Below are 19,240 nucleotides of genomic sequence, written 5' to 3'. Positions count from 1 at the left end.
AAAAAAGGTTGAAAAAAAATAATTTGAATATACAATAGATATGCTCCAAGAATATTACATAAGGAAGTGTTACTAGATGAACATGAATTTAAAAAACCTATTCCCTAGTGAAGATGGGAATACCGAAAACAGAAATGTAATGTTGGGTTTAGTTGAACAACTCTTAACAGGGCTTGACCAACAAAAAAATCCTAACACAGCAATTTTAGGAGAAGAAAAAGAAAAAAATGAACTGTTTTATACAGAAATCATTAATTCTATAAATATTCCCCAAAATGGCATTCCAACTGAAAAAATGGTTGAAGAATTATTAGATTTGAGTCAGGGACATCCATTTGCTAATCGAAACTATTTGGCAAACGCTATTCCCCTTTCCAGTATACCTGGTTTATTGGGTCAATTAACAATGGCTTTACTAAACAGTAACTCGATTTGGGATGTATATGGTCCTGCTGCTACTGAAGCAGAAGTAAAAGTAACTGCGATGCTATCCAAACTTATTGGATACAATCCTGAAAAAAGTTTGGGCTACACTACATGGGGCGGTCAAGGTGCCGTTTTCAATAGTTTACGCTTAGCCATCGCAAAGAAATTTCCGAATTCAAACAAAGAAGGAGTACCAAATAATTTATACTGTTTTGCATCAGAATTGGCTCACTATTCTACTCTAAAGTCAATCGAAGCTACAGGCATTGGTTCAGACCATCTTATTCGTATAAAAGCAAATAAAGATAACAGTATGGATATCAATGACTTAAGACATCAACTTCAAAAAGTTATCAAAAACGGTGGAATTCCTATTTTTGTTGTAGCTACAACAGGAACAACTGATTCATTTGGAATAGATGATGTTTCTACTGTGAAGGAAGCTTGTGTAGAAGTAGAGAAAGAACATGGTCTTTCTTCAATACATATCCATGCGGATTCTGCGATGGGCGGCATGTTTTCATTTTTCAATAATTATGATTTCCAATCAAATCCTTTGAAATTCGAAAAAGATGTATTATCCGAAATACATAATATCTCAAACAAAATGAGAAATTTACATTTCGCTGATACTGTTTGTTTTGATTTTCATAAATTAGGACAAACACCGTACATTACAAGCTTTTATCTTGCTAAAAATGCAGAAGACTTTAAGTATCTAGACTTAGAATCAGACGAAACGCCATACATTGGTCATCGTGGATTCGGTAACTATCATACAGGATATACCCTTGAATGTTCTCGAAGTGGAAGTTCAATTCCTATTTATTCAGCTTTACAGACATTCGGAATCGAAGGGTATCAACTGTTACTTGGACATTTTGTTCGTTGTAATCTTGAATTTAGAAAAGAATTACTTGGAGTATTCGAAAACGTAGGGATTACAAATGAACAAAACGGAGGTCCAATTATCACTTTCCGTTTTTATGAAAAACATAATCTATGGAAAGATGAATTAAACGGACAATTAACTAGTCAAGAAATAGAGAAAATTAATCATTTGAATTCAGGATTTACTGATTATTTGGGTCAATACAGACACGATGTATTTTTTGGTGATACCACTAAACAATGTTATGTAAATGTCCGAAACACTGATGAAAGATTACCTATTTCGGTTATTAAAGCTTTCTTCATCTCTCCCCATTTAGAAATAGAACATATTAAAAATCTTGTTCAATTCCTAAAAGATAAATGGGATGAATATATGGAATTACAAAAACGTAATGAAGAAAAAGTTTTAATGCCCGTATAATGAAACAATATATCAAAAAAGACACAGTTCCTGTGTCTTTTTTCTGTGATATAAGTATGAATTCTTATCTCTATAATCTTTTTAAAGTGGCGGATTTTCGACTCCTAATTGAATCCAATCTTCTTTTGGTGGACCATACACACCAAATGGTTTTATTCCTGCTTGACGCATAAGAACTGTAACTTGTCCACGATGATGAACAATATGCTTAATTAGCCCCATTAAGATTGAAGCATTTGATTCTTGCCTTCCAAAAGCTTCTTGTATTTGCTTTAGGGATTCATCTGTCCATTGCTCTTCAATAGCTTTAGTTGCATCGAGGCTTAGATTTTTAAAGGTTTCAGCAATCTCCTTCGCTGAGTTTGGTACACTTTCTGCATTTTCTACTCTATCTATCTTCAACCCGAAATGAGCTAAATAATCTGGAATGTTTGTTGTAAGATGCCATATAATCCTTCCCAAAGTACGCCCCTCTGGATAAACTTGTTGTTTTAAAGATTCATCTGTCAAACCATCCAAAACCTTTTGAGTTAGCATTGCTTCCCTATTCCATTCCTTAATAAAGTCTGAAATTGTTACATACATAAATAATTCCCCCCACAATCAAATTTTTTTCGAAATACAATATACAAATTTGCTTCCATACCTTAGTTTTCCTTCTTGAATTATACCTACTGGTTAATTTGTTTTTTAAATTAAAAAAACAACAAATTATATGTTGTTTTAAAATTCTTCTTTTAAGAATGCAAACATCGGTGTTTTTTCACCTACATATGCCCCTAAAACGTTATACGAGAACCATTCCCATGCTTCCTCATCTGTCATCCCATCTCTTTCTACAAGTATTTCAATACACTTTCTAGAATCATATAATACGACAGTTAGACCACATCTTTCTGCAAAACCCATAATTGCATCATCATATCCATCAGCAAACAATACATCTTCATATAATTCGCCTAGATATTCTCTTACTTCTGCTCCGCTCATCAACAATCCCTCCTACCGAAAAAAACTCCTTTCATACTGATTTAGTTATTTTCTTAATTTTTGAGATTGTATCACGGAATTTTATATGTGGTAAAAATAAAAAAAGAAGACAAATATTTGTCTTCTTCTGATTATTATACGCGCCTGAAGAGATTCGAACTCCCGACTCTTCGCTTAGAAGGCGAATGCTCTATCCACTGAGCTACAGGCGCATAATATGGCTCCGCAAGTAGGATTCGAACCTACGACCTATCGGTTAACAGCCGATTGCTCTACCGCTGAGCTATTGCGGAATATTTTATTTTGCTTAATTATATTTCGATAAAAAGATAAATATTCCTGTTTAAATATTAAAAGAACAGGAATATTTATCCCTGTTCCTTCTTTAATGTAATTTTTTCTTGTTGAAATGCATCCCTTTAACATCATTAATATGCCCAACTGCAAGAAACGCTTCCGGGTCAATTTCATCAACCATAGATTTTACTTTTGCTTCTTCTAAACGGTTAATAATAAGAAAAATTATCTTTTTTTCTTCATTACGATAAGCGCCCTCACCATTTAAATATGTAACTCCTCTTCCTAAGCTTTCCATTAAGGATTCTGCTATTTCTGTATGGTTATCACTTATAATCCATAATACCTTTGACTCATTCAAACCTGCTACCACAACATCAATCGTTTTAAATGCAATATAATATGTTAACAGACTATACATAGCTTTATCCCAACCAAATACAAACCCTGCGCTGCCTAATATAAAGACATTGAAAAACATTACTATTTGCCCTACTGAAAACGGAACTTTCTTGTCTAGCAAAATAGCTAAAATTTCCGTTCCATCTAATGAGCCACCGCTACGTATAACAATTCCGACGCCAGCTCCTAATATAATTCCTCCAAACACAGTAGACAGGATTGAATCCGTTGTAATTACAGGGGTATGATGAAGAAATGCTGTAAAAATAGACATCATTGCTACACCATATAGTGTACACATAGCAAACGTTTTACCTATCTGTTTATATCCTATATACAAAAAAGGTAAATTAAGAATCATTAATAGAATACCTAATTTAACATCAGTTAATGAAGATAACATAATAGAAACGCCTACAATTCCACCATCAATAATTTCATTTGGAACCAAAAACAATTCTAATCCTGCCGCCATCAAAAACGAACCTATTGTAATAAAAAACATTTTCTGAATAATTCTTAATAAATACATTGATTTATTTTTTTGAACCGTCATTTTTTCACTTCCTCTCCAAAAAGTAATTCTCAGTATATCGATTTGAAGTTATTGAATCATGAAAGAACTCAATTTCAGAATCCATGAATCTTGATTAAAATAACCTCGTTTACACTATTTAAAACATTAAAGAAATACAGATGGCACCCTTTAAATTAAAATTAAAATTTTGTATAAAAACGATAAATTCTGATACAAAAAAACAGGAGAAGATTAAATCTCCCCCTGTAGTAACTATTTCCACCATGTATCAAATACTGTAACTGCTCCCTGACGTTTATGTTCAGTTTTTAAGTAATGCCCTTCTAATCTTTTTCTACTCTCTTCTTTTATTTCTTTTCCTTCTAAATAATCATCAATTTCATCATATGTTACCTTTAACGCTTCTTCATCTGGAATTTGTGGTTTATCATCTTCCAAATCAGCTGTAGGCACTTTTAAATACAAATGTTCTGGACAACCTAACTCTTTTAATAACATTCTTCCTTGGCGTTTATTAAGTCTGAAAATAGGAACCAAATCAGCTGCTCCATCACCATGTTTAGTGTAGAACCCTGTAACAGCTTCCGCAGAATGGTCTGTTCCTAACACAACACCACTTTTTGCACCTGCTATGCTATATTGTACCTTCATACGTTCTCTAGCTTTTTCGTTCCCTTTTAAGAAGCTTGTTAATTCGATACCTGATTCTTTTAATGAATTCACACTGGCATCCACAGCTGGTTTAATATTTACTGTAATAACTTCATCTGGTTGGATGAATTGAATAGCATCTTGGCAATCACTCTCGTCTTGTTGTAATCCATATGGTAATCTTACAGCGACAAAAGAATACACTTTAGTTCCTATTTCTGTATTTAATTCATTCACTGCCATTTGAGCAATTTTACCCGTTAAAGTAGAGTCTTGTCCTCCTGAAATCCCTAACACAAAAACTTTAATAAACGGATGCTTTCTCAAGTAATCTTTTAACATAACTATACTTTTACGAATTTCTTCTTTTGCATGAATAACTGGCTGTACTTTTAAAGCTTCAATGATTTGTTCTTGCAATGTATTCATCACATGTTACCTCCACTAAATATTTAAATTAATTAACTTGATTTCTTAGTAACTCTCGCACTTCCATTAAAATCTTACCCAGCATGTTTTGCCCTGTTTTATTCCTACCAATTCCCCAGAAGGAATCTGTTGGACTATCTTCTACAAGAACTGCATTTCCAGTAGATAATAACAATTGTTTTAGGTTTTCATGTTGTGTGAACTTTGCTAATACCGCTTCTTTCATAACATCTAACCTTCTAGAATCCCAATCTTGATGAATTTTATGTTTTCTGCTTGAACCCAAAATCTTAGCTTCTTTTGGAGTTTTAGCTAATCGAACCTGTTCCTGATATTCCGGTTCCACAAACTTTATAGATTGAAAATAATGTTCATTAGTTGCATACTCTTTTCCATTAATCACAATAGAATGAAGACTAAAATTACTAAATTCAAAATACTTTTTTGCCCAAGAATAAAAATAAATTGTTTTTTCTCTAACCATTTTAATTTAACTCCCTACTTCTTATCGAATTATTTCTTTATACAATCCTTTTTCTTTAATGTAATCATAACAAGAATCTGGTAACAAATATTGTGGTTCTCCACCACGAGCAAATTCTTCCCGAATATATGTAGAACTAATCTCCATTGCCAAACCTTTATCCAACAACTGAAATCTTCCGTCATCATGATTTCTTAGCATTGGAGAACGACTAATCGTTTGCAACATGTCAATTCCATTTCTCGCCATAATAATAAATTGATTATTTGCTATTAAATCTTTATCCATTGTCCACTTACCATCTGCGATATCAACTAACAAATCCGCTCCCATTATGAAGAACAATTCTGCATTTGGAAATACTTCTTTAAAGTGTTCCATTGTGAAGTAAGTAAATTGCTTTTCAGGTCGCACATTCATTTCGTATGTATCCAAAATAAACTTTTCATTTTTAGCAATTGCCAATTTAACCATTTGCTCTCTATGGATATCTTGTGTTTGAAGAGTTTTATCTCTACGTGCTCTTCCGATAGATGGCAAGAAAATAATGAAATCCAATTTCTTACGATGTGCTACAGTAGAAGCTGTCCATAAATGAACATTCGTTATAGGGTCAAATGAAGACCCATAAAAACCAATTCTTACTCCCTCTTCAAAAAGCTTTGTTACGTTTTTCCCTGGGTTCAACTCTTGAAAATACTTTATTAATTTTTCTTTAGAAATAGACATTATTCATTCCTCGATTCTATAAAAATATTTATTTGTATCGTTGTTCCATCTTTTCATGATGAGCTAAAAATGCTTGTTCTAATGTGATTCCATAATATTGTGCAACTTTAATCAATGGAAACAAAATATCTCCTATTTCAGAAGCCATCTCTTTTATAATCAATTCCTTGTTTTCCTCTGTTTCATCTGGTCGTTGTCTACCTGTTTCATAGCGACGAACTTCCCTACTTAATTCTCCTAATTCTTCGACAATACTATTTAAATCCTCTCTTGGGTTAAGCGACCAGTCCTGTCTCTTAACCCTTTCCATTACTACTCTTTCCATTTCAGCAGTTTTCATCGACCTAACCCCACCGCTGTTTTTTCTTGAACTTCTTTGATTTTTTGCATTTTATTATCCCAACATTTTTGACTTAAATCTACTGGATATTCTTCTGGGTTCATATCACGTTTGTATTCATCCCATAGCAAATTTTGATTTTCTTTTGCATACTGTTGGATTTCCTGTATTTTTGGCAATTGATATACAAGTTCACCATCAACAAAAATATCTTGATGTAATTCCTTTGCTTCAAAATTAGTAACAAATTTAGAAACAAACGTATGAACAGGATGGAACATTTTTAGTTTTTCTTCTTCTTGCGGAGTTTCATCTGCCATTGCAATGTAATCACCTTCAGAACGATTATTAACGAGATTGATAATACGATATAATTTCTTTGAACCAGGAGTAGTTACTTTTTCTGGATTTGCAGAAATTTTAATTGTGTCAATCATTTCTCCATTGTCATTCTCAATTTGTACAAGTTTATATACAGCTCCAAGTGCGGGTTGGTCAAAAGCAGTTATCACCTTTGTTCCTACTCCCCATACATCAATTTTTGCGCCTTGTGCTTTTAGATGCATAATTGTGTATTCATCCAAATCATTAGAAGCAACAATCTTAGTATTTTTAAAACCAGCTTTATCTAACATTTTACGTGCTGCTTTAGATAAATAAGCTAAGTCTCCACTATCCAATCGGATACCATTGAATTTAATGTTGTTACCTAATTCTTTCGCTACTTTAATTGCAGTTGGAACACCAGATTTCAATGTGTCATATGTATCAACAAGGAACGTACACTCCTCATGTCTACGAGCATATTTGTGAAATGCTTTGTATTCATCTCTATATGCTTGAACCAATGCATGTGCATGTGTTCCTGCAACAGGAATACCAAATTTCTTACCCGCTCTTACGTTACTTGTTGCAGAAAAACCAGCAATATAAGCGGCTCTTGTTCCCCATACTGCTGCATCAAACTCATGAGCACGTCTTGTTCCAAATTCCATAACTGTTTGTTCGCCCGCTGCTTGTTTAATTCTAGCGGCTTTAGTTGCTATTAACGTTTGGTAATTTACAATGTTAAGCAAAGCTGTTTCAATCAATTGTGCTTCCGCTAAAGTAGCTTCTACTTGAAGGATAGGTTCATTACCAAATACTAATTCTCCTTCTTTCATCGCTCTAATTTTCCCATTGAATTTCATTGTTTTTAGATATTCTAAAAAATCTTCTTGATATCCCAATTCATCTCTTAGGTAACTAATATCACTTTCTGTAAATCTGAAACTTTTAATGTATTCAATAATTCTTTCTAATCCAGCAAAAATAGCATATCCATTTCCAAAAGGAAGCTTACGGAAATATAATTCAAACACTGCACGTTTATTATGCATATTGTCTTCCCAATATGTTTCTGCCATGTTAATTTGATAAAGGTCTGTATGAAGCGCAAAGCTATCATCTGTGTAATTTTGATTCATTGTTAATTCCTCCATTTTCTTAAATAAATTATGTATTACCAGTTTGCTTGAATATAGTCCCAACTTTGTATACCAACACCATCGTGTGCAGTATATATTTTTGGATTCAAACGATTTTCTACAAGATAATCCCAAACCATCTTTGCTTTGATATCTAAACGTTCATGTTTTTCACGTTTGTCATAGAAAGAGCTTCTTGTGAAGTCCTCATATTTTAATTCCATTATATTAACACCGCTTTTACCCTCAATAGCAGCTTGTTTCACGACATATGGTATTGTTTGAATGATTGCTAATGCGCCATTCTTTTTCTTTTCCAATTCCATTTGCTTTTGAAACATTTCTTCGCGTATTTTTCGCTGTTCTTCTGCACGTTTATTTTCCTGTGCTTTAGCTGTAATATCTTTTAGTTCGTTTAAATCTATGTTTTCTATTTTAAAATTTTCTAAGTTTACTTTATCTAAGCCCATTTAATTTCCCTCCATTCGAAGAGAAGCAAATACTCCTCTTTCTATTAAATCACTTCAGCACCTAATACATTTTTAAAGTGCTCTAATGCCCATTTATGACCTTCTTGATTGAAGCTAGCCACTGCTTTTTCGTGTATTACAATCTTAAAACCACGTTGATAAGCATCGATTGCTGTATGTAATACGCAAATATCTGAACATAGAGATATAATGGTAAGTTCCGTGATTCCACGTTCTCTTAATTTTATTTCTAAATCTGTTCCAGCAAATGCAGAATATCTTGTTTTATCCATATAGTATACATTATCACGTTCTTTGATTTCTTCATAGAGGTCTTTCAGCTTCCCATACAATTCTCTTCCCTCTGTATTTTCAATATTATGAGGTGGGTATAACTTTGTTTCTGGATGGAATACATCCCCCTTTTTATGTAAATCAATTGCAAACACAACATAATCTCCATTTTCAGCAAACTCACGAGTCAAGCGTACAACTTCATTTTCAATTTTTTGAGCAGGTTCTCCGCAAGGTAATGCTCCTACTACAAAATCAACAGTATAATCAATATTTATTAAAGCTTTCATTATCAGCACTCTCCTATTATATAATATTTTAAATGTTAATTGTACTTTTTACAGTTATTATTTCTAAAAATAATGGCATCTTCCTAGACACCTTATTAATATTATTTATTTTTTTAAAAATATTTCGAAACCATTTCCTCTTCCCCCATAAAACGGTATAAATTAGCGGGTCTTTTTGAGTTTCGTTGGGTTTTTTTATCTTTATTTTCTACCTTTGTGATAAAAGTGAAATTCTTTATTTTTTTAAAGAAGTTTTCAGAATCAATGCTTTTATGGTAGTATACCGCCAACAACACATTTCGGAGCTCAGCTACAGTAAATTCTTCAGGAAGAAATTCCTTCGCTAAGTTTGTTTGCATCATATCACGTTTAATAATTTCTAAAGCATCAGCAATAATTTTACGATGGTCAAATGCTAATTCTAAATTGAATGCTTCTTCCATTGTAAATAATTCTACTTCTGCTGCATCATCCGCTGCTTTTCGTTTTTCTAAATAATATTCTGGAACAATTGCATAATGAGCATTAGAGATAATCCAACCTCTCTTATCACGACCAGGTTTATCATAAACACCATAATGTTTTAAATGAATACCCTTTACACCTGTTTCTTCTTCAAGTTCTCGCTTAGCAGCCATAAAAGCATCTTCATTAGGTTGAACGAATCCACCAGGTAATGCCCATTTTCCACCTTCAATATTTGGTTCTCCCTCTTCATCTAATTCAGCTCTTTGGATTAACATAATCTTAAGAACCTTTTTCCCATTATCTTCATCAGGAACAATGGTGAATACAGAGATATCTGAAGTATATCCATCTGGAGTCACATATTTTTTAGCATTGTAATTTTTTAATACTTCCTCTTCAGTTTGGTACTTACCCATATTTCGCATCTCCTTTTTTATTTAAAACTAATACCGTCTTACCTATGATATATATTTAAAATTTTTTTTGTTTTTTCCTTCTTTTTAATTGTTAACTGTACTATTTACATTTAATATAACGGCTATTTTTCAATTAATCAAGTATTTTTTAAAAATAGTTTTCAAAACAACAAAAAACGTTGATACATTAAACATCAACGTTTTCCTATTTTATCTCATCGATTAAAAAACTTTCAAACCGATATCTTATCAGTCGTTTATCGGTCCACGACAAACACCTATCGAGCCAACATTTTGTGAGTCGCTTATTGGTTTGCGACAAGTATGCCGGCGAGAGGACTTGAACCCCCAACCTACTGATTACAAGTCAGTTGCTCTACCAATTGAGCTACACCGGCATATTATGAAATAACTCATTCAATATAATGGCGGTCCCGACGGGATTCGAACCCGCGCTCTCCTGCGTGACAGGCAGGCGTGATAACCGCTACACTACGGGACCAATATGGCTCTGACGGTAGGACTCGAACCTACGACCAATCGGTTAACAGCCGATGGCTCTACCACTGAGCTACGTCAGAATATATTTTTAAATTTAACATTTTTCTTTCGAAAAGGTTTTAAATTATGGCGGAGTGAGAGGGATTCGAACCCTCGCACCGATTTCTCAGCCTACTCCCTTAGCAGGGGAGCCCCTTATAGCCACTTGGGTACCACTCCTTGTTATTACTATATTTATGTTTTTTTCATAATAATCCTTTTTTTATTTTCTATAAAATTGGTGATGCGTGTCGGGAGCGACCCAACTACTGAAGACCCGTTACAGTGAGCCCATTGTTCAGCACTTAAAAAAGACGCATCAAAATTTGTGGTAGATATATGTAGGGAGTAATTTCAAGGTTTATTCCCCTACCACTAGGAAAAACCTTTCGTATTATATAATGCAGTTTATCTTTTTTCAAGAAAACGCATTATTTTTTTATTCGTACTTCAACAATTGTATACTTTGACATTTTATTTCCCCTATTAATTTTATCTATCTTTTTATGTTTATTTGTTCGCTCATATTGCCAAATTCAGAATGTATTTTGAGTAAAATAAGAAAAAATTATTTATTTCTTGCTTTTTCTTTTTTTTCCACTACTATATATGAAACTATTGAAAGGGGTGTTCTACCTATGGGATACACATTCCAGAAGGCAACACGGCTTGATATTCCAGAAATTTTGGAAATAGCCGACTCACATTACTATACATTTGGACCAAATGGCTTCCTTGTCTCAAAATACACTTACGAAATTATTTCGGGTAAAATACATAACCCAAACAGCCAAATTTTCGTAACTAAAAATGCAGACGGAGAAGTTGTTGGTTGGATTATTCTATCAAAAATATTCCACACACTAACGATGAACGGTCTTACACTGGACAGATTCGAGTTTAAAGACGAAGCTGATAAAAATGTATTAATGTCACTAAAACATTGGCACATGGAACAAGGAGCTGTTCGTAAAGACATGCTACATAAAGGCGTTGGTAGTTTTTATTATCATTCCATGTTCACGATGTTTCCAGACCATAGTTTTAGTAGTAATGTTATCACAAAGCCTGTATTTAATAGAGCTTCTGTGAAAATCAAAGGAAAATATGGGTTCCGAGTTGCTGGAACTTTCGAAGCGGAGGAGCATAAAGAAATTAAGAATTTACAAATGACATTATTTATTAAACCACCAGAGAACGAGCTTACTTAAAGAGGTCGTTCTCTTTTTTCTATAGAATTTCATTTTTACTGTATAATATTGAAAAACTAAAACTAAGGAGCAACAACAATGACGACTAAAAAAAGAAATATCGACTTGATTCAATCACTAGAATTAATTTTTAATCCCGATTTAAAAAAAGAAGTATCAGAATATCTAATTCAAAAAAATTCTATTCACAAAGAGGAAAACTCTTCTCTTAAAACGAAAAAAGAACCAGTAAATCCTTATGTTCCTAAGAAAACCACTTTTGCAAAATTAGCTTCTGCTAATGAGGAACTAGCTATTCTCTTAAGGGGTCTTAGTCCCTTTATTCGATTTGCAAAAACAGGACCAGATACTGTAGAAGAAACAGAAATTGAACCAAAGAATTTGTTTAAAAAAATAATTCCATTCACTCAATCTCAAATTGATAGAATGAACTTAGATACGAAAGAACAACTGATAAATGCAAACATATCAGGTATTAAAGAAACTCTTAAAAAATATAGAGACTGGTTGCTTGATGGAAACAAAATCATGTTCGAAGATACATTCGAAACCGAGAGGTTACAATTTTTATTTAATCAAGGGCAAGAACCGATAATATTTAACGAGAAAGATTATGAATATATTGAAGAAATTATCACATATTCTATTTTAAAAATATTGCGTTTCAAATTCGGTATTACGGAATTTCCAAAGTATCCATCTTATATCGAAGAATCATACATTGAAAAAGATTATTATCTTATTTATGAAATTCATATTAAGTTGTTAAAACGATTCGAATGCTTAGAAAAAGATTGTATTTCTAGAATAGGAAGTAATATTACTTCTTTTTTAAGCAATGGAAATAAATTAACGATTGAAGAATCAATAGAATTCAAAGAGTTTAAAGCATGTCCATTGGTTTCGGAACCTGTCGACTTCTCTTTTTTCACTGACACATTGAATGGAAATGTTGTAGGTCTATTTGCGACGAAACAATTGGTTTCTATTGCAGAAGAATTACATGAATTAATGCACCCAAAAGACTTTGAAGAAACGGTATTAAATCACTTATTATCGTTTAGCGAATGCATCAAAAAACTTACTCATAACAAATCAATCCTTGAAGTTGCTGATGATTCTGCACTCGAATTAATTTTGTCCACTTTCAATACTCTGTCGAAATTGAAACAATTGATGTTCGAAACAACAGAAAAATAATTTAACACATAAAACATTAGACTTTGTATCTTTTAATACAAGGTCTTTTTCTATTTTCCCCAAAGCATCATACGAAACCAAACAAAAAAGCCGCACTTTCCATGCGGCTTTCAACTATTACTTAATCATTTCTTTTACTTTATTTACTACATTTTCTGTTGTGAATCCAAAGTGTTTAATCACTTCATCACCTTTACCAGAAGCACCAAACGTGTTGATAGAAAGTGTTTCTCCTTCGTCACCTACGTATTTCTCCCATCCCATAGAAATTCCCATTTCAAGAGATAGGCGATGTTTTACGTTTTTAGGAATAACTGCATTTTTGTATTCTTTAGTCTGTTTCTCGAACAATTCCCAAGATGGCATATTTACTACACGTACACGAATACCTTCTTTATCTAATTGTTCTTTTGCATCTAAAGCTAATGCAACTTCTGAACCTGTTGCAATTAAAATCGCATCTGGAGTTCCTTCACTATCTGCTAACACATAAGCACCTTTTGTTAATCCTTCATAATTACCTTTTGTTCCTTCAAGATGAGGTAAGTTTTGTCTAGAAAGAACAAGTGCAACTGGCTCTTTTGCATCTTTCAAAGCATATGCCCATGCTGTGAATGTTTCATGTGTGTCGGCAGGACGAATAACTGTTAAATTCGGAATAGAACGTAAAGCAGCTATATGTTCAATAGGTTCATGTGTAGGTCCATCTTCCCCTACTGCTACACTATCATGTGTAAATACATATGTTACCGGAAGTCCTTGAAGTGCCGCTAAACGAATAGATGGACGTAAATAATCATTAAATACGAAGAATGTTCCACCAAACACTTTTAAACCACCATGTAAAGTCATACCGTTTAAAGCTGCGCCCATCGCGTGTTCACGAACACCAAAATGAATATTGCGACCAGTCTCTTCTTCTACAACGAACTTCTTCTCTGTTTTGATATCTGTCATATTAGAATGAGCTAAATCAGCAGAGCCTCCAAAAATACTTGGAATTAAATTAGAAAAGTAGTTAATTGCCTCTTGTGAAGCAATACGAGTAGACATCGTTTTACCTACCTCAAATTCAGGTAAGTTTTCAAATACTTCTTGTTGTAATTCACCAGAAATAGCTTGTTTTAATTGTTTTGCTAATTCAGGATAAGCAACTTCATATTGTTCAATTAAAGATTCCCAAGCTTTTTCTTTTTCAGCGCTTTCTTTCTTTACTGTTTCCATTACATCTTTTACTTCTTGTGGAACGAAAAATTCTTCTTCGTAATTCCAACCATATGATTGTTTTGTTTTAACTGCTTCTGCTACACCTAGAGGAGCACCGTGAACTTTGTTTGTTCCTGCATTTGTACTACCAAAACCAATCACTGTTTTAATTTCAATAATTGTTGGTTGTGTTGTATTTGCTTTTGCTTCTTCTAACGCTTTTGAAATAGCATCTACATCATTTCCATCTTCTACTCGAATATATTGCCATTTCGCAGATTCAAAACGTTTTTTAATGTCTTCAGAGAAAGATAAATTCAATGCACCATCTAAAGAAATGTCATTAGAATCATATAATGCAATTAGTTTACCTAATCCTAGATGTCCAGCCATTGAAATAGATTCATAGCTCACACCTTCCATCAAACAACCATCTCCAACCAGTGTATATGTATGATGGTCTACAACTGGGAATCCCTCTTTGTTGTAAGTAGCAGCTAAATGTTTTTCAGCCATCGCCATACCTACTGCCATTGCAATACCTTGACCTAAAGGACCTGTTGTGGCTTCGATTCCATCTGTATGTCCATATTCAGGATGACCAGGAGTTGCACTTCCTAATTGTCTAAAATTCTTTAAATCTTCCATCGCTACATTGTAACCAAATACATGTAACAAACTATATAATAAAGCCGAGCCGTGACCAGCAGATAATACAAATCTATCACGGTTAAACCAATCAGAGTTCAACGGGTTATGATTCATATGCTTACTCCATAGTGTATATGCCATTGGAGCTGCACCCATAGGCAATCCAGGGTGTCCTGAATTCGCTTTGTTAATCATGTCAATAGACAAAGTACGGATTGTATTAATAGCTAAATTTTCTAAATTCATAGCCATATTAAATTACCTCTTTTCTTTTATATAAACAAAAATAAGAACCCCTATTCATGGGTGTTCAGTTATTGTTCTAAAAACAACTATTATATATCCTCGTTTTGTTTACTCATTTTTCATACTGAATCAATGAGCTTTATGAGAACATAATTAATTTGCTAATATATTTATTTTTCCCTTTAAACAAGAAATTTGTTGGAAAATAAAAAAAACAATTTATCCCATGCAAACAAAGGATAAATTGCCTATTATATCAACCCAAAATTTATTGGTTAATATTCAATTTTTTCAAAATCATTCTCCGAAGTTATCTTCGAATAACTTTAACATTTCTACAAGAGTTTCATCTTCATCTACACCTGTAACACGCACAATTACTTCTGCCCCTCCAGGAACACCTAGAGACATAACTCCCATAATAGACTTCACGTTTACTACACGACCAGCATATTCTATTTGTACTTCTGATTGAAACTTACTAGCTGTAGTTGTTAATTTAGTAGCAGGTCGAGCATGAATACCTGTTGTATTATTTACAGTAATCTTTTTTTCAAGCACGTATAAACACCCCTGAAATTTAAAATAATAGGTAGCGCCCATCCATCCAATCACTACCCATGATAATCTCATCATGGTTTTATATGTCGATTATCACCCTCGTCGCGGGCTTAATATTTCGGATACCATCAAACCGTACCATGAAAAGTCGATGGTCCTAGCGACTACACCCTTTTTTTCGATAAAATACCCATTGGATATTTTAACTATCACATATAAGTCGGCACGTAGCCTCTTGTCTTTTTTCCTCAATAACCTTTTTGTTATTGAGCCTCAATTATTAAAACCGTCTCCACAGTAAACAACAATCAGGAGACAATACGCCAATGGCACACTGATTACAATCAGTAATCTAATACTTAAATGCTTTTCTACGTAGAATTGGGGCATATAGCCCCACATGCATGTTTATTACAAGCTCCCTAATCTACACATCATCGTGAGATACCCCTCTTGTAATACACCAACCGCACCTTTCACTCTTTGCAAAATTAATCAGATAAGTTAATGGAGTACATCCTCTACTTTTCGTACTCAACCCAAAATTATATCTTTTTCATCTTCAGTTAATTAATTTCTAAATGAATTCTGATTTCCCTTAGAGAATTTGAATTCTATTAAAAAATTAAAAACAAATCATACGTACTACTTCTGCAACCGAATTAATAAGAATCGCTCCGAACACCAATAAAAATGCTCGTGAACGACTAATCTCTTTTAACATAAGTTCTTTCTTTACTTTCAGTAAAACTAAACCCGCTCCAAATAACACAGCCATCGCTACAATTAGATACGTTAGACTAGGTTTAATAAAAAACATAAGTATTGCATCTGTTAAAAAGAATCCACATAAAAGAACAACCAATATCATATGTACACTCTTCTGTGGTTTTGTTGATGTTTTTTGCATAATAAATTCCTCAATTTCTTTACATATTTTCTATTTTTAATTGCTGATATAATTCTTTTTATGCTGACACTAAATTAGAATTAGAAAGCGAATTAGAAATGCTATTTTTCGCACTTTCATACAATTCAATTTTTACTTTGAATTCTTCCTGCTTTTCTTGTGCATCTTGTATGCATTCTGTTCGTTCTTCTTCTGAAACAGGGTCATCTAGAAATTCTTTGTGGTTAAGATATTCTCGATTTTGATAGAACTGTTCATCTTCAATCGCGTATTTTAATTCTTTGTTATATTCCTTCAAAATATCGTCAATCTTAGTTATGTATTCTTTTACAAACTCTTTTTTAAAATCGTTCATGAATGTAGCAAGAGTTTCTTTTTTAAATTGTTCGTTTAATTCCATTACCCCATTTAAATCATACGTTCCCTGCTTTATTAATTTATTCTGGTTTTCTTTAAATAAATCCAGAAAAAAGTCATTTCCAAATACAATATTCTCAAAAAACGACTTATTAAAATCACAATCATAATCATAATGATGATTGAAATCCAAATTATGCTGTCTTATTTTGCTTTTATAAATAGAAAAATAGTGACAAGCATACTTAAAGCTTTCTTCCTGCGTAATTTCTTGATAGAACATATTATCCATAACATTTCCACCTCGCTCATTATTTCACCGTTCCATATTATCATAAAAATCTATAACAAAATACAGAAACCGGATTTAATTTCACTATTTTCCTTATCCCAAAACCAAAAAGACCGATATTATCAGTCCTTTTATTATTCTGAATATGCTTCTTCATCTACTATAACTATGACATTCGGATGTTTATGAAGTATAGATGCAGGGAATTGTTCTGAAATGTTTCCAGAAATTAATTCTTGAAACGCTTCTTTTTTCTTTTCACCATTAACTAATAACAAAATTTCTTTACTATTCATTATGGTTGAAAGTCCCATTGTAACTGCCTTTGTTGGAACTTCGTTTATATTTTCAAAAAATCTTGCATTTGCTTGTCTAGTAGATTCATCTAAATCCACTATATGTGTAACAGATTCAAAAGAAGTACCTGGTTCATTAAAAGCTATATGACCATTCCCTCCTATACCAAGAATCTGAATATCAATGCCTCCATATTTTTTTATTAACCTTTCGTAAGAAGCACACTCTTCTTCTATATTTAAAGTTTCCCCGTTTGGTATATGTACATTATTTTTATTGATATCTATATGGTTAAATAAATTATCAAACATAAAATAATGATAACTATTCGGATTTGTTTTACTTAAACCCACATATTCGTCCAAATTGAAACTTTTTACACCTTTAAACGTTATTTCTTTGTTTACATTTGCTGCAACAAGATGTTCATATAATCCAAGTGGAGTACCTCCTGTAGCAAAACCTATGTTTAAGGCAGCATTCAACTTTAATTTCTCTTCTAAAATTGAGAATGCAACTAAACTCATTTCTTCATAGTTCGCAACTTTAATAATCTTCAATTCGCTCACCTCCAATTGTTTAATAGCACAGTTTTATGAATTGTAAACAAAAAGACACTTCTATCGTTGCTTACACACTTATAGTTGAGAATTACATTTGTATAATCTGAAATTTTAACTATAAGACCCCTTATAATGTTACAATATTTAAAAAATATCACATTGTGGATATTATTAGGAGGAAAACAGGATGAAGGTAGATTTCATTACATTAAAAAACACAGTGAATGAAGAGACTTTGGTGAAGGAACAAATTATTGCAGCAAAAGAAGAAGTTGAAAATGCTCAGATTAAATATGAAAACTCTAAGAAATCGGAAGAAAAAGAGAGAAATGATGTAGTAAAATTAAATGGATTTAGCTTAAATAATGCAGTTTACTCTTTGATAGGAAAAAAAGATGAAAAGTTAAAAAAAGAAAAGGCAGAATTACAAGAAGCCACTAATAATGTGCAAACAGCAGAAGCAACCCTTTTAGAAAAAAGAAGAAACCTAAGCGAATTAGAATTGCGTTTTAAAAAAATCGAAGAGGCTAAAATAAAATACAACGCTATACTCTCTTTAAAAGAAAAAGAACTGTTAAACAAAGGGCTATTAGCAATAATCGAATTGAACCGTTCATTAGACTCTATTCAAAAGGAATTAAATTCTTATGAAAATGTCCTTAGTTTTATCCCTGACTTAGAACTACAATTAACAAAAACTATTTCAGCATTAAAAGAAGCAGAAAACCTTGGGTTGGCAGACATTGCTACAAATAACCTGGGGATTTCATTATTAAAGAAAGACGCACTGGACGAAGGAATAAATGAGTTAAAAAAATTAAACAAAATGCTATCACAATTAAAAAGTTTAAAAGATAGCATAAATATCTCCAAAGAAAATACGACCAATATATCAGATGTATGGCTCGATGACAATGAACTTTTAATGGCATTAGATTTGTTTGTAGATAATATATTCGTAGATTGGCAAGTACAACAAGATATTGAAAGATACTTAAACTCTACAATGGAAATAAAAAAATCAATATATAACTTTAAACAAATTTTGAAAAAGAAACAAAACGAACTCCTAACCGAACAACAAGTATGTACAAGTAATAAAATCAATATAATTGAGTTCCATATTCTTTCTCAGCCAAATTAACAAGAAATTATAAACAAATTCAAAAGACCTTGCACTTAAACAGTACAAGGTCTTTTT

At 32.6% G+C, this 19,240-nt stretch carries 20 protein-coding genes and 6 tRNA genes; 4 read left to right on the top strand and 22 right to left on the bottom strand.

What is annotated here, in order from left to right:
• Window positions 1-76: 76 nt before the first annotated feature.
• Window positions 77-1,741: a pyridoxal phosphate-dependent decarboxylase family protein gene (locus tag PDL00_RS02690; RefSeq protein ID WP_270726134.1), complete on the top strand. Its 1,665-nt coding sequence runs from the start codon at window positions 77-79 to the stop codon at window positions 1,739-1,741.
• 81 nt (window positions 1,742-1,822) lie between these two features.
• Here PDL00_RS02690 and PDL00_RS02685 read toward each other — a convergent pair whose 3' ends face one another.
• The 17 genes from PDL00_RS02685 to PDL00_RS02605 all read right to left on the bottom strand — a co-directional run bounded on the left by PDL00_RS02685 (window position 1,823) and on the right by PDL00_RS02605 (window position 10,725).
• Window positions 1,823-2,326 (bottom strand): DinB family protein, encoded by a 504-nt coding sequence (locus tag PDL00_RS02685; RefSeq protein ID WP_270726132.1) that lies wholly within the window; start codon window positions 2,324-2,326, stop codon window positions 1,823-1,825.
• 138 nt (window positions 2,327-2,464) lie between these two features.
• Window positions 2,465-2,731 (bottom strand): hypothetical protein, encoded by a 267-nt coding sequence (locus PDL00_RS02680; protein WP_098006915.1) that lies wholly within the window; start codon window positions 2,729-2,731, stop codon window positions 2,465-2,467.
• A gap of 139 nt (window positions 2,732-2,870) precedes the next feature.
• Window positions 2,871-2,943: transfer RNA gene (locus PDL00_RS02675), tRNA-Arg, on the bottom strand.
• A gap of 6 nt (window positions 2,944-2,949) precedes the next feature.
• Window positions 2,950-3,024: transfer RNA gene (locus tag PDL00_RS02670), tRNA-Asn, on the bottom strand.
• Window positions 3,025-3,116: 92 nt separating this feature from the next.
• Window positions 3,117-3,986 carry a YitT family protein gene (locus PDL00_RS02665; RefSeq protein ID WP_270726127.1) on the bottom strand — a complete coding sequence of 290 codons (870 nt, stop codon included), beginning with the start codon at window positions 3,984-3,986 and terminating at the stop codon, window positions 3,117-3,119.
• A 234-nt stretch (window positions 3,987-4,220) separates the two neighbouring features.
• Window positions 4,221-5,048, bottom strand: coding sequence for an ammonia-dependent NAD(+) synthetase (gene nadE / locus PDL00_RS02660; protein ID WP_270726125.1), 828 nt, complete (start codon window positions 5,046-5,048; stop codon window positions 4,221-4,223).
• Between the two features lie 28 nt (window positions 5,049-5,076).
• Complete coding sequence (locus PDL00_RS02655; RefSeq protein WP_270726121.1) at window positions 5,077-5,532, bottom strand: NADAR family protein; 456 nt, start codon at window positions 5,530-5,532, stop codon at window positions 5,077-5,079.
• Between the two features lie 21 nt (window positions 5,533-5,553).
• The gene (gene nadD / locus PDL00_RS02650; RefSeq protein ID WP_270726118.1) at window positions 5,554-6,261 is read right to left on the bottom strand and encodes a nicotinate (nicotinamide) nucleotide adenylyltransferase; all 708 of its coding nucleotides are present in this window, start codon (window positions 6,259-6,261) and stop codon (window positions 5,554-5,556) included.
• A 28-nt stretch (window positions 6,262-6,289) separates the two neighbouring features.
• Window positions 6,290-6,601 (bottom strand): MazG nucleotide pyrophosphohydrolase domain-containing protein, encoded by a 312-nt coding sequence (locus PDL00_RS02645; protein ID WP_270726115.1) that lies wholly within the window; start codon window positions 6,599-6,601, stop codon window positions 6,290-6,292.
• Window positions 6,598-8,067 carry a nicotinate phosphoribosyltransferase gene (locus tag PDL00_RS02640; protein ID WP_270726113.1) on the bottom strand — a complete coding sequence of 490 codons (1,470 nt, stop codon included), beginning with the start codon at window positions 8,065-8,067 and terminating at the stop codon, window positions 6,598-6,600. The genes PDL00_RS02645 and PDL00_RS02640 overlap by 4 nt, the downstream gene beginning before the upstream one ends.
• A gap of 35 nt (window positions 8,068-8,102) precedes the next feature.
• Window positions 8,103-8,537: a hypothetical protein gene (locus PDL00_RS02635; RefSeq protein WP_270726110.1), complete on the bottom strand. Its 435-nt coding sequence runs from the start codon at window positions 8,535-8,537 to the stop codon at window positions 8,103-8,105.
• 44 nt (window positions 8,538-8,581) lie between these two features.
• Complete coding sequence (locus tag PDL00_RS02630; protein WP_270727804.1) at window positions 8,582-9,124, bottom strand: cysteine hydrolase family protein; 543 nt, start codon at window positions 9,122-9,124, stop codon at window positions 8,582-8,584.
• A 110-nt stretch (window positions 9,125-9,234) separates the two neighbouring features.
• On the bottom strand, window positions 9,235-10,005 hold the full coding sequence (locus tag PDL00_RS02625) for an NUDIX hydrolase (protein WP_270726108.1): 771 nt from the start codon (window positions 10,003-10,005) through the stop codon (window positions 9,235-9,237).
• Window positions 10,006-10,330: 325 nt separating this feature from the next.
• Window positions 10,331-10,403 (bottom strand) — tRNA-Thr (locus PDL00_RS02620).
• A 28-nt stretch (window positions 10,404-10,431) separates the two neighbouring features.
• Window positions 10,432-10,507: transfer RNA gene (locus tag PDL00_RS02615), tRNA-Asp, on the bottom strand.
• Between the two features lie 4 nt (window positions 10,508-10,511).
• Window positions 10,512-10,586, bottom strand: a tRNA-Asn gene (locus PDL00_RS02610).
• Between the two features lie 47 nt (window positions 10,587-10,633).
• A tRNA-Ser gene (locus PDL00_RS02605) sits at window positions 10,634-10,725 on the bottom strand.
• A 458-nt stretch (window positions 10,726-11,183) separates the two neighbouring features.
• Here PDL00_RS02605 and PDL00_RS02600 point away from each other — a divergent pair.
• Together PDL00_RS02600 and PDL00_RS02595 are read left to right on the top strand one after the other, a co-directional pair.
• Window positions 11,184-11,756, top strand: a complete 573-nt coding sequence (locus tag PDL00_RS02600) for a hypothetical protein (RefSeq protein WP_270726105.1) — start codon at window positions 11,184-11,186, stop codon at window positions 11,754-11,756.
• A gap of 78 nt (window positions 11,757-11,834) precedes the next feature.
• On the top strand, window positions 11,835-12,956 hold the full coding sequence (locus tag PDL00_RS02595) for a hypothetical protein (protein WP_270726101.1): 1,122 nt from the start codon (window positions 11,835-11,837) through the stop codon (window positions 12,954-12,956).
• A gap of 117 nt (window positions 12,957-13,073) precedes the next feature.
• On the opposite strand, the gene tkt is transcribed toward PDL00_RS02595, so the two are convergent.
• The 5 genes from tkt to nagB all read right to left on the bottom strand — a co-directional run bounded on the left by tkt (window position 13,074) and on the right by nagB (window position 18,036).
• Complete coding sequence (gene tkt, locus PDL00_RS02590; protein WP_270726099.1) at window positions 13,074-15,065, bottom strand: transketolase; 1,992 nt, start codon at window positions 15,063-15,065, stop codon at window positions 13,074-13,076.
• Window positions 15,066-15,356: 291 nt separating this feature from the next.
• Window positions 15,357-15,620: an HPr family phosphocarrier protein gene (locus PDL00_RS02585; RefSeq protein WP_270726096.1), complete on the bottom strand. Its 264-nt coding sequence runs from the start codon at window positions 15,618-15,620 to the stop codon at window positions 15,357-15,359.
• A gap of 625 nt (window positions 15,621-16,245) precedes the next feature.
• Window positions 16,246-16,530: a hypothetical protein gene (locus tag PDL00_RS02580; protein WP_270726094.1), complete on the bottom strand. Its 285-nt coding sequence runs from the start codon at window positions 16,528-16,530 to the stop codon at window positions 16,246-16,248.
• Window positions 16,531-16,588: 58 nt separating this feature from the next.
• Window positions 16,589-17,179, bottom strand: a complete 591-nt coding sequence (locus PDL00_RS02575) for a hypothetical protein (RefSeq protein WP_270726092.1) — start codon at window positions 17,177-17,179, stop codon at window positions 16,589-16,591.
• Window positions 17,180-17,313: 134 nt separating this feature from the next.
• On the bottom strand, window positions 17,314-18,036 hold the full coding sequence (gene nagB / locus PDL00_RS02570; RefSeq protein ID WP_270726089.1) for a glucosamine-6-phosphate deaminase: 723 nt from the start codon (window positions 18,034-18,036) through the stop codon (window positions 17,314-17,316).
• Window positions 18,037-18,226: 190 nt separating this feature from the next.
• Between nagB and PDL00_RS02565 the strand changes: the two genes are divergently transcribed.
• Window positions 18,227-19,183 (top strand): hypothetical protein, encoded by a 957-nt coding sequence (locus tag PDL00_RS02565; RefSeq protein ID WP_270726086.1) that lies wholly within the window; start codon window positions 18,227-18,229, stop codon window positions 19,181-19,183.
• The last annotated feature ends 57 nt before the right edge of the window (window positions 19,184-19,240 follow it).

The organism is Bacillus cereus group sp. TH152-1LC, from assembly GCF_027710505.1.
Taxonomy (GTDB): Bacteria; Bacillota; Bacilli; order Bacillales; family Bacillaceae_G; genus Bacillus_A; species Bacillus_A mobilis.
Note: the sequence above shows the minus strand (reverse complement) of the source record. Positions and strands in the feature narration are given on the sequence as shown.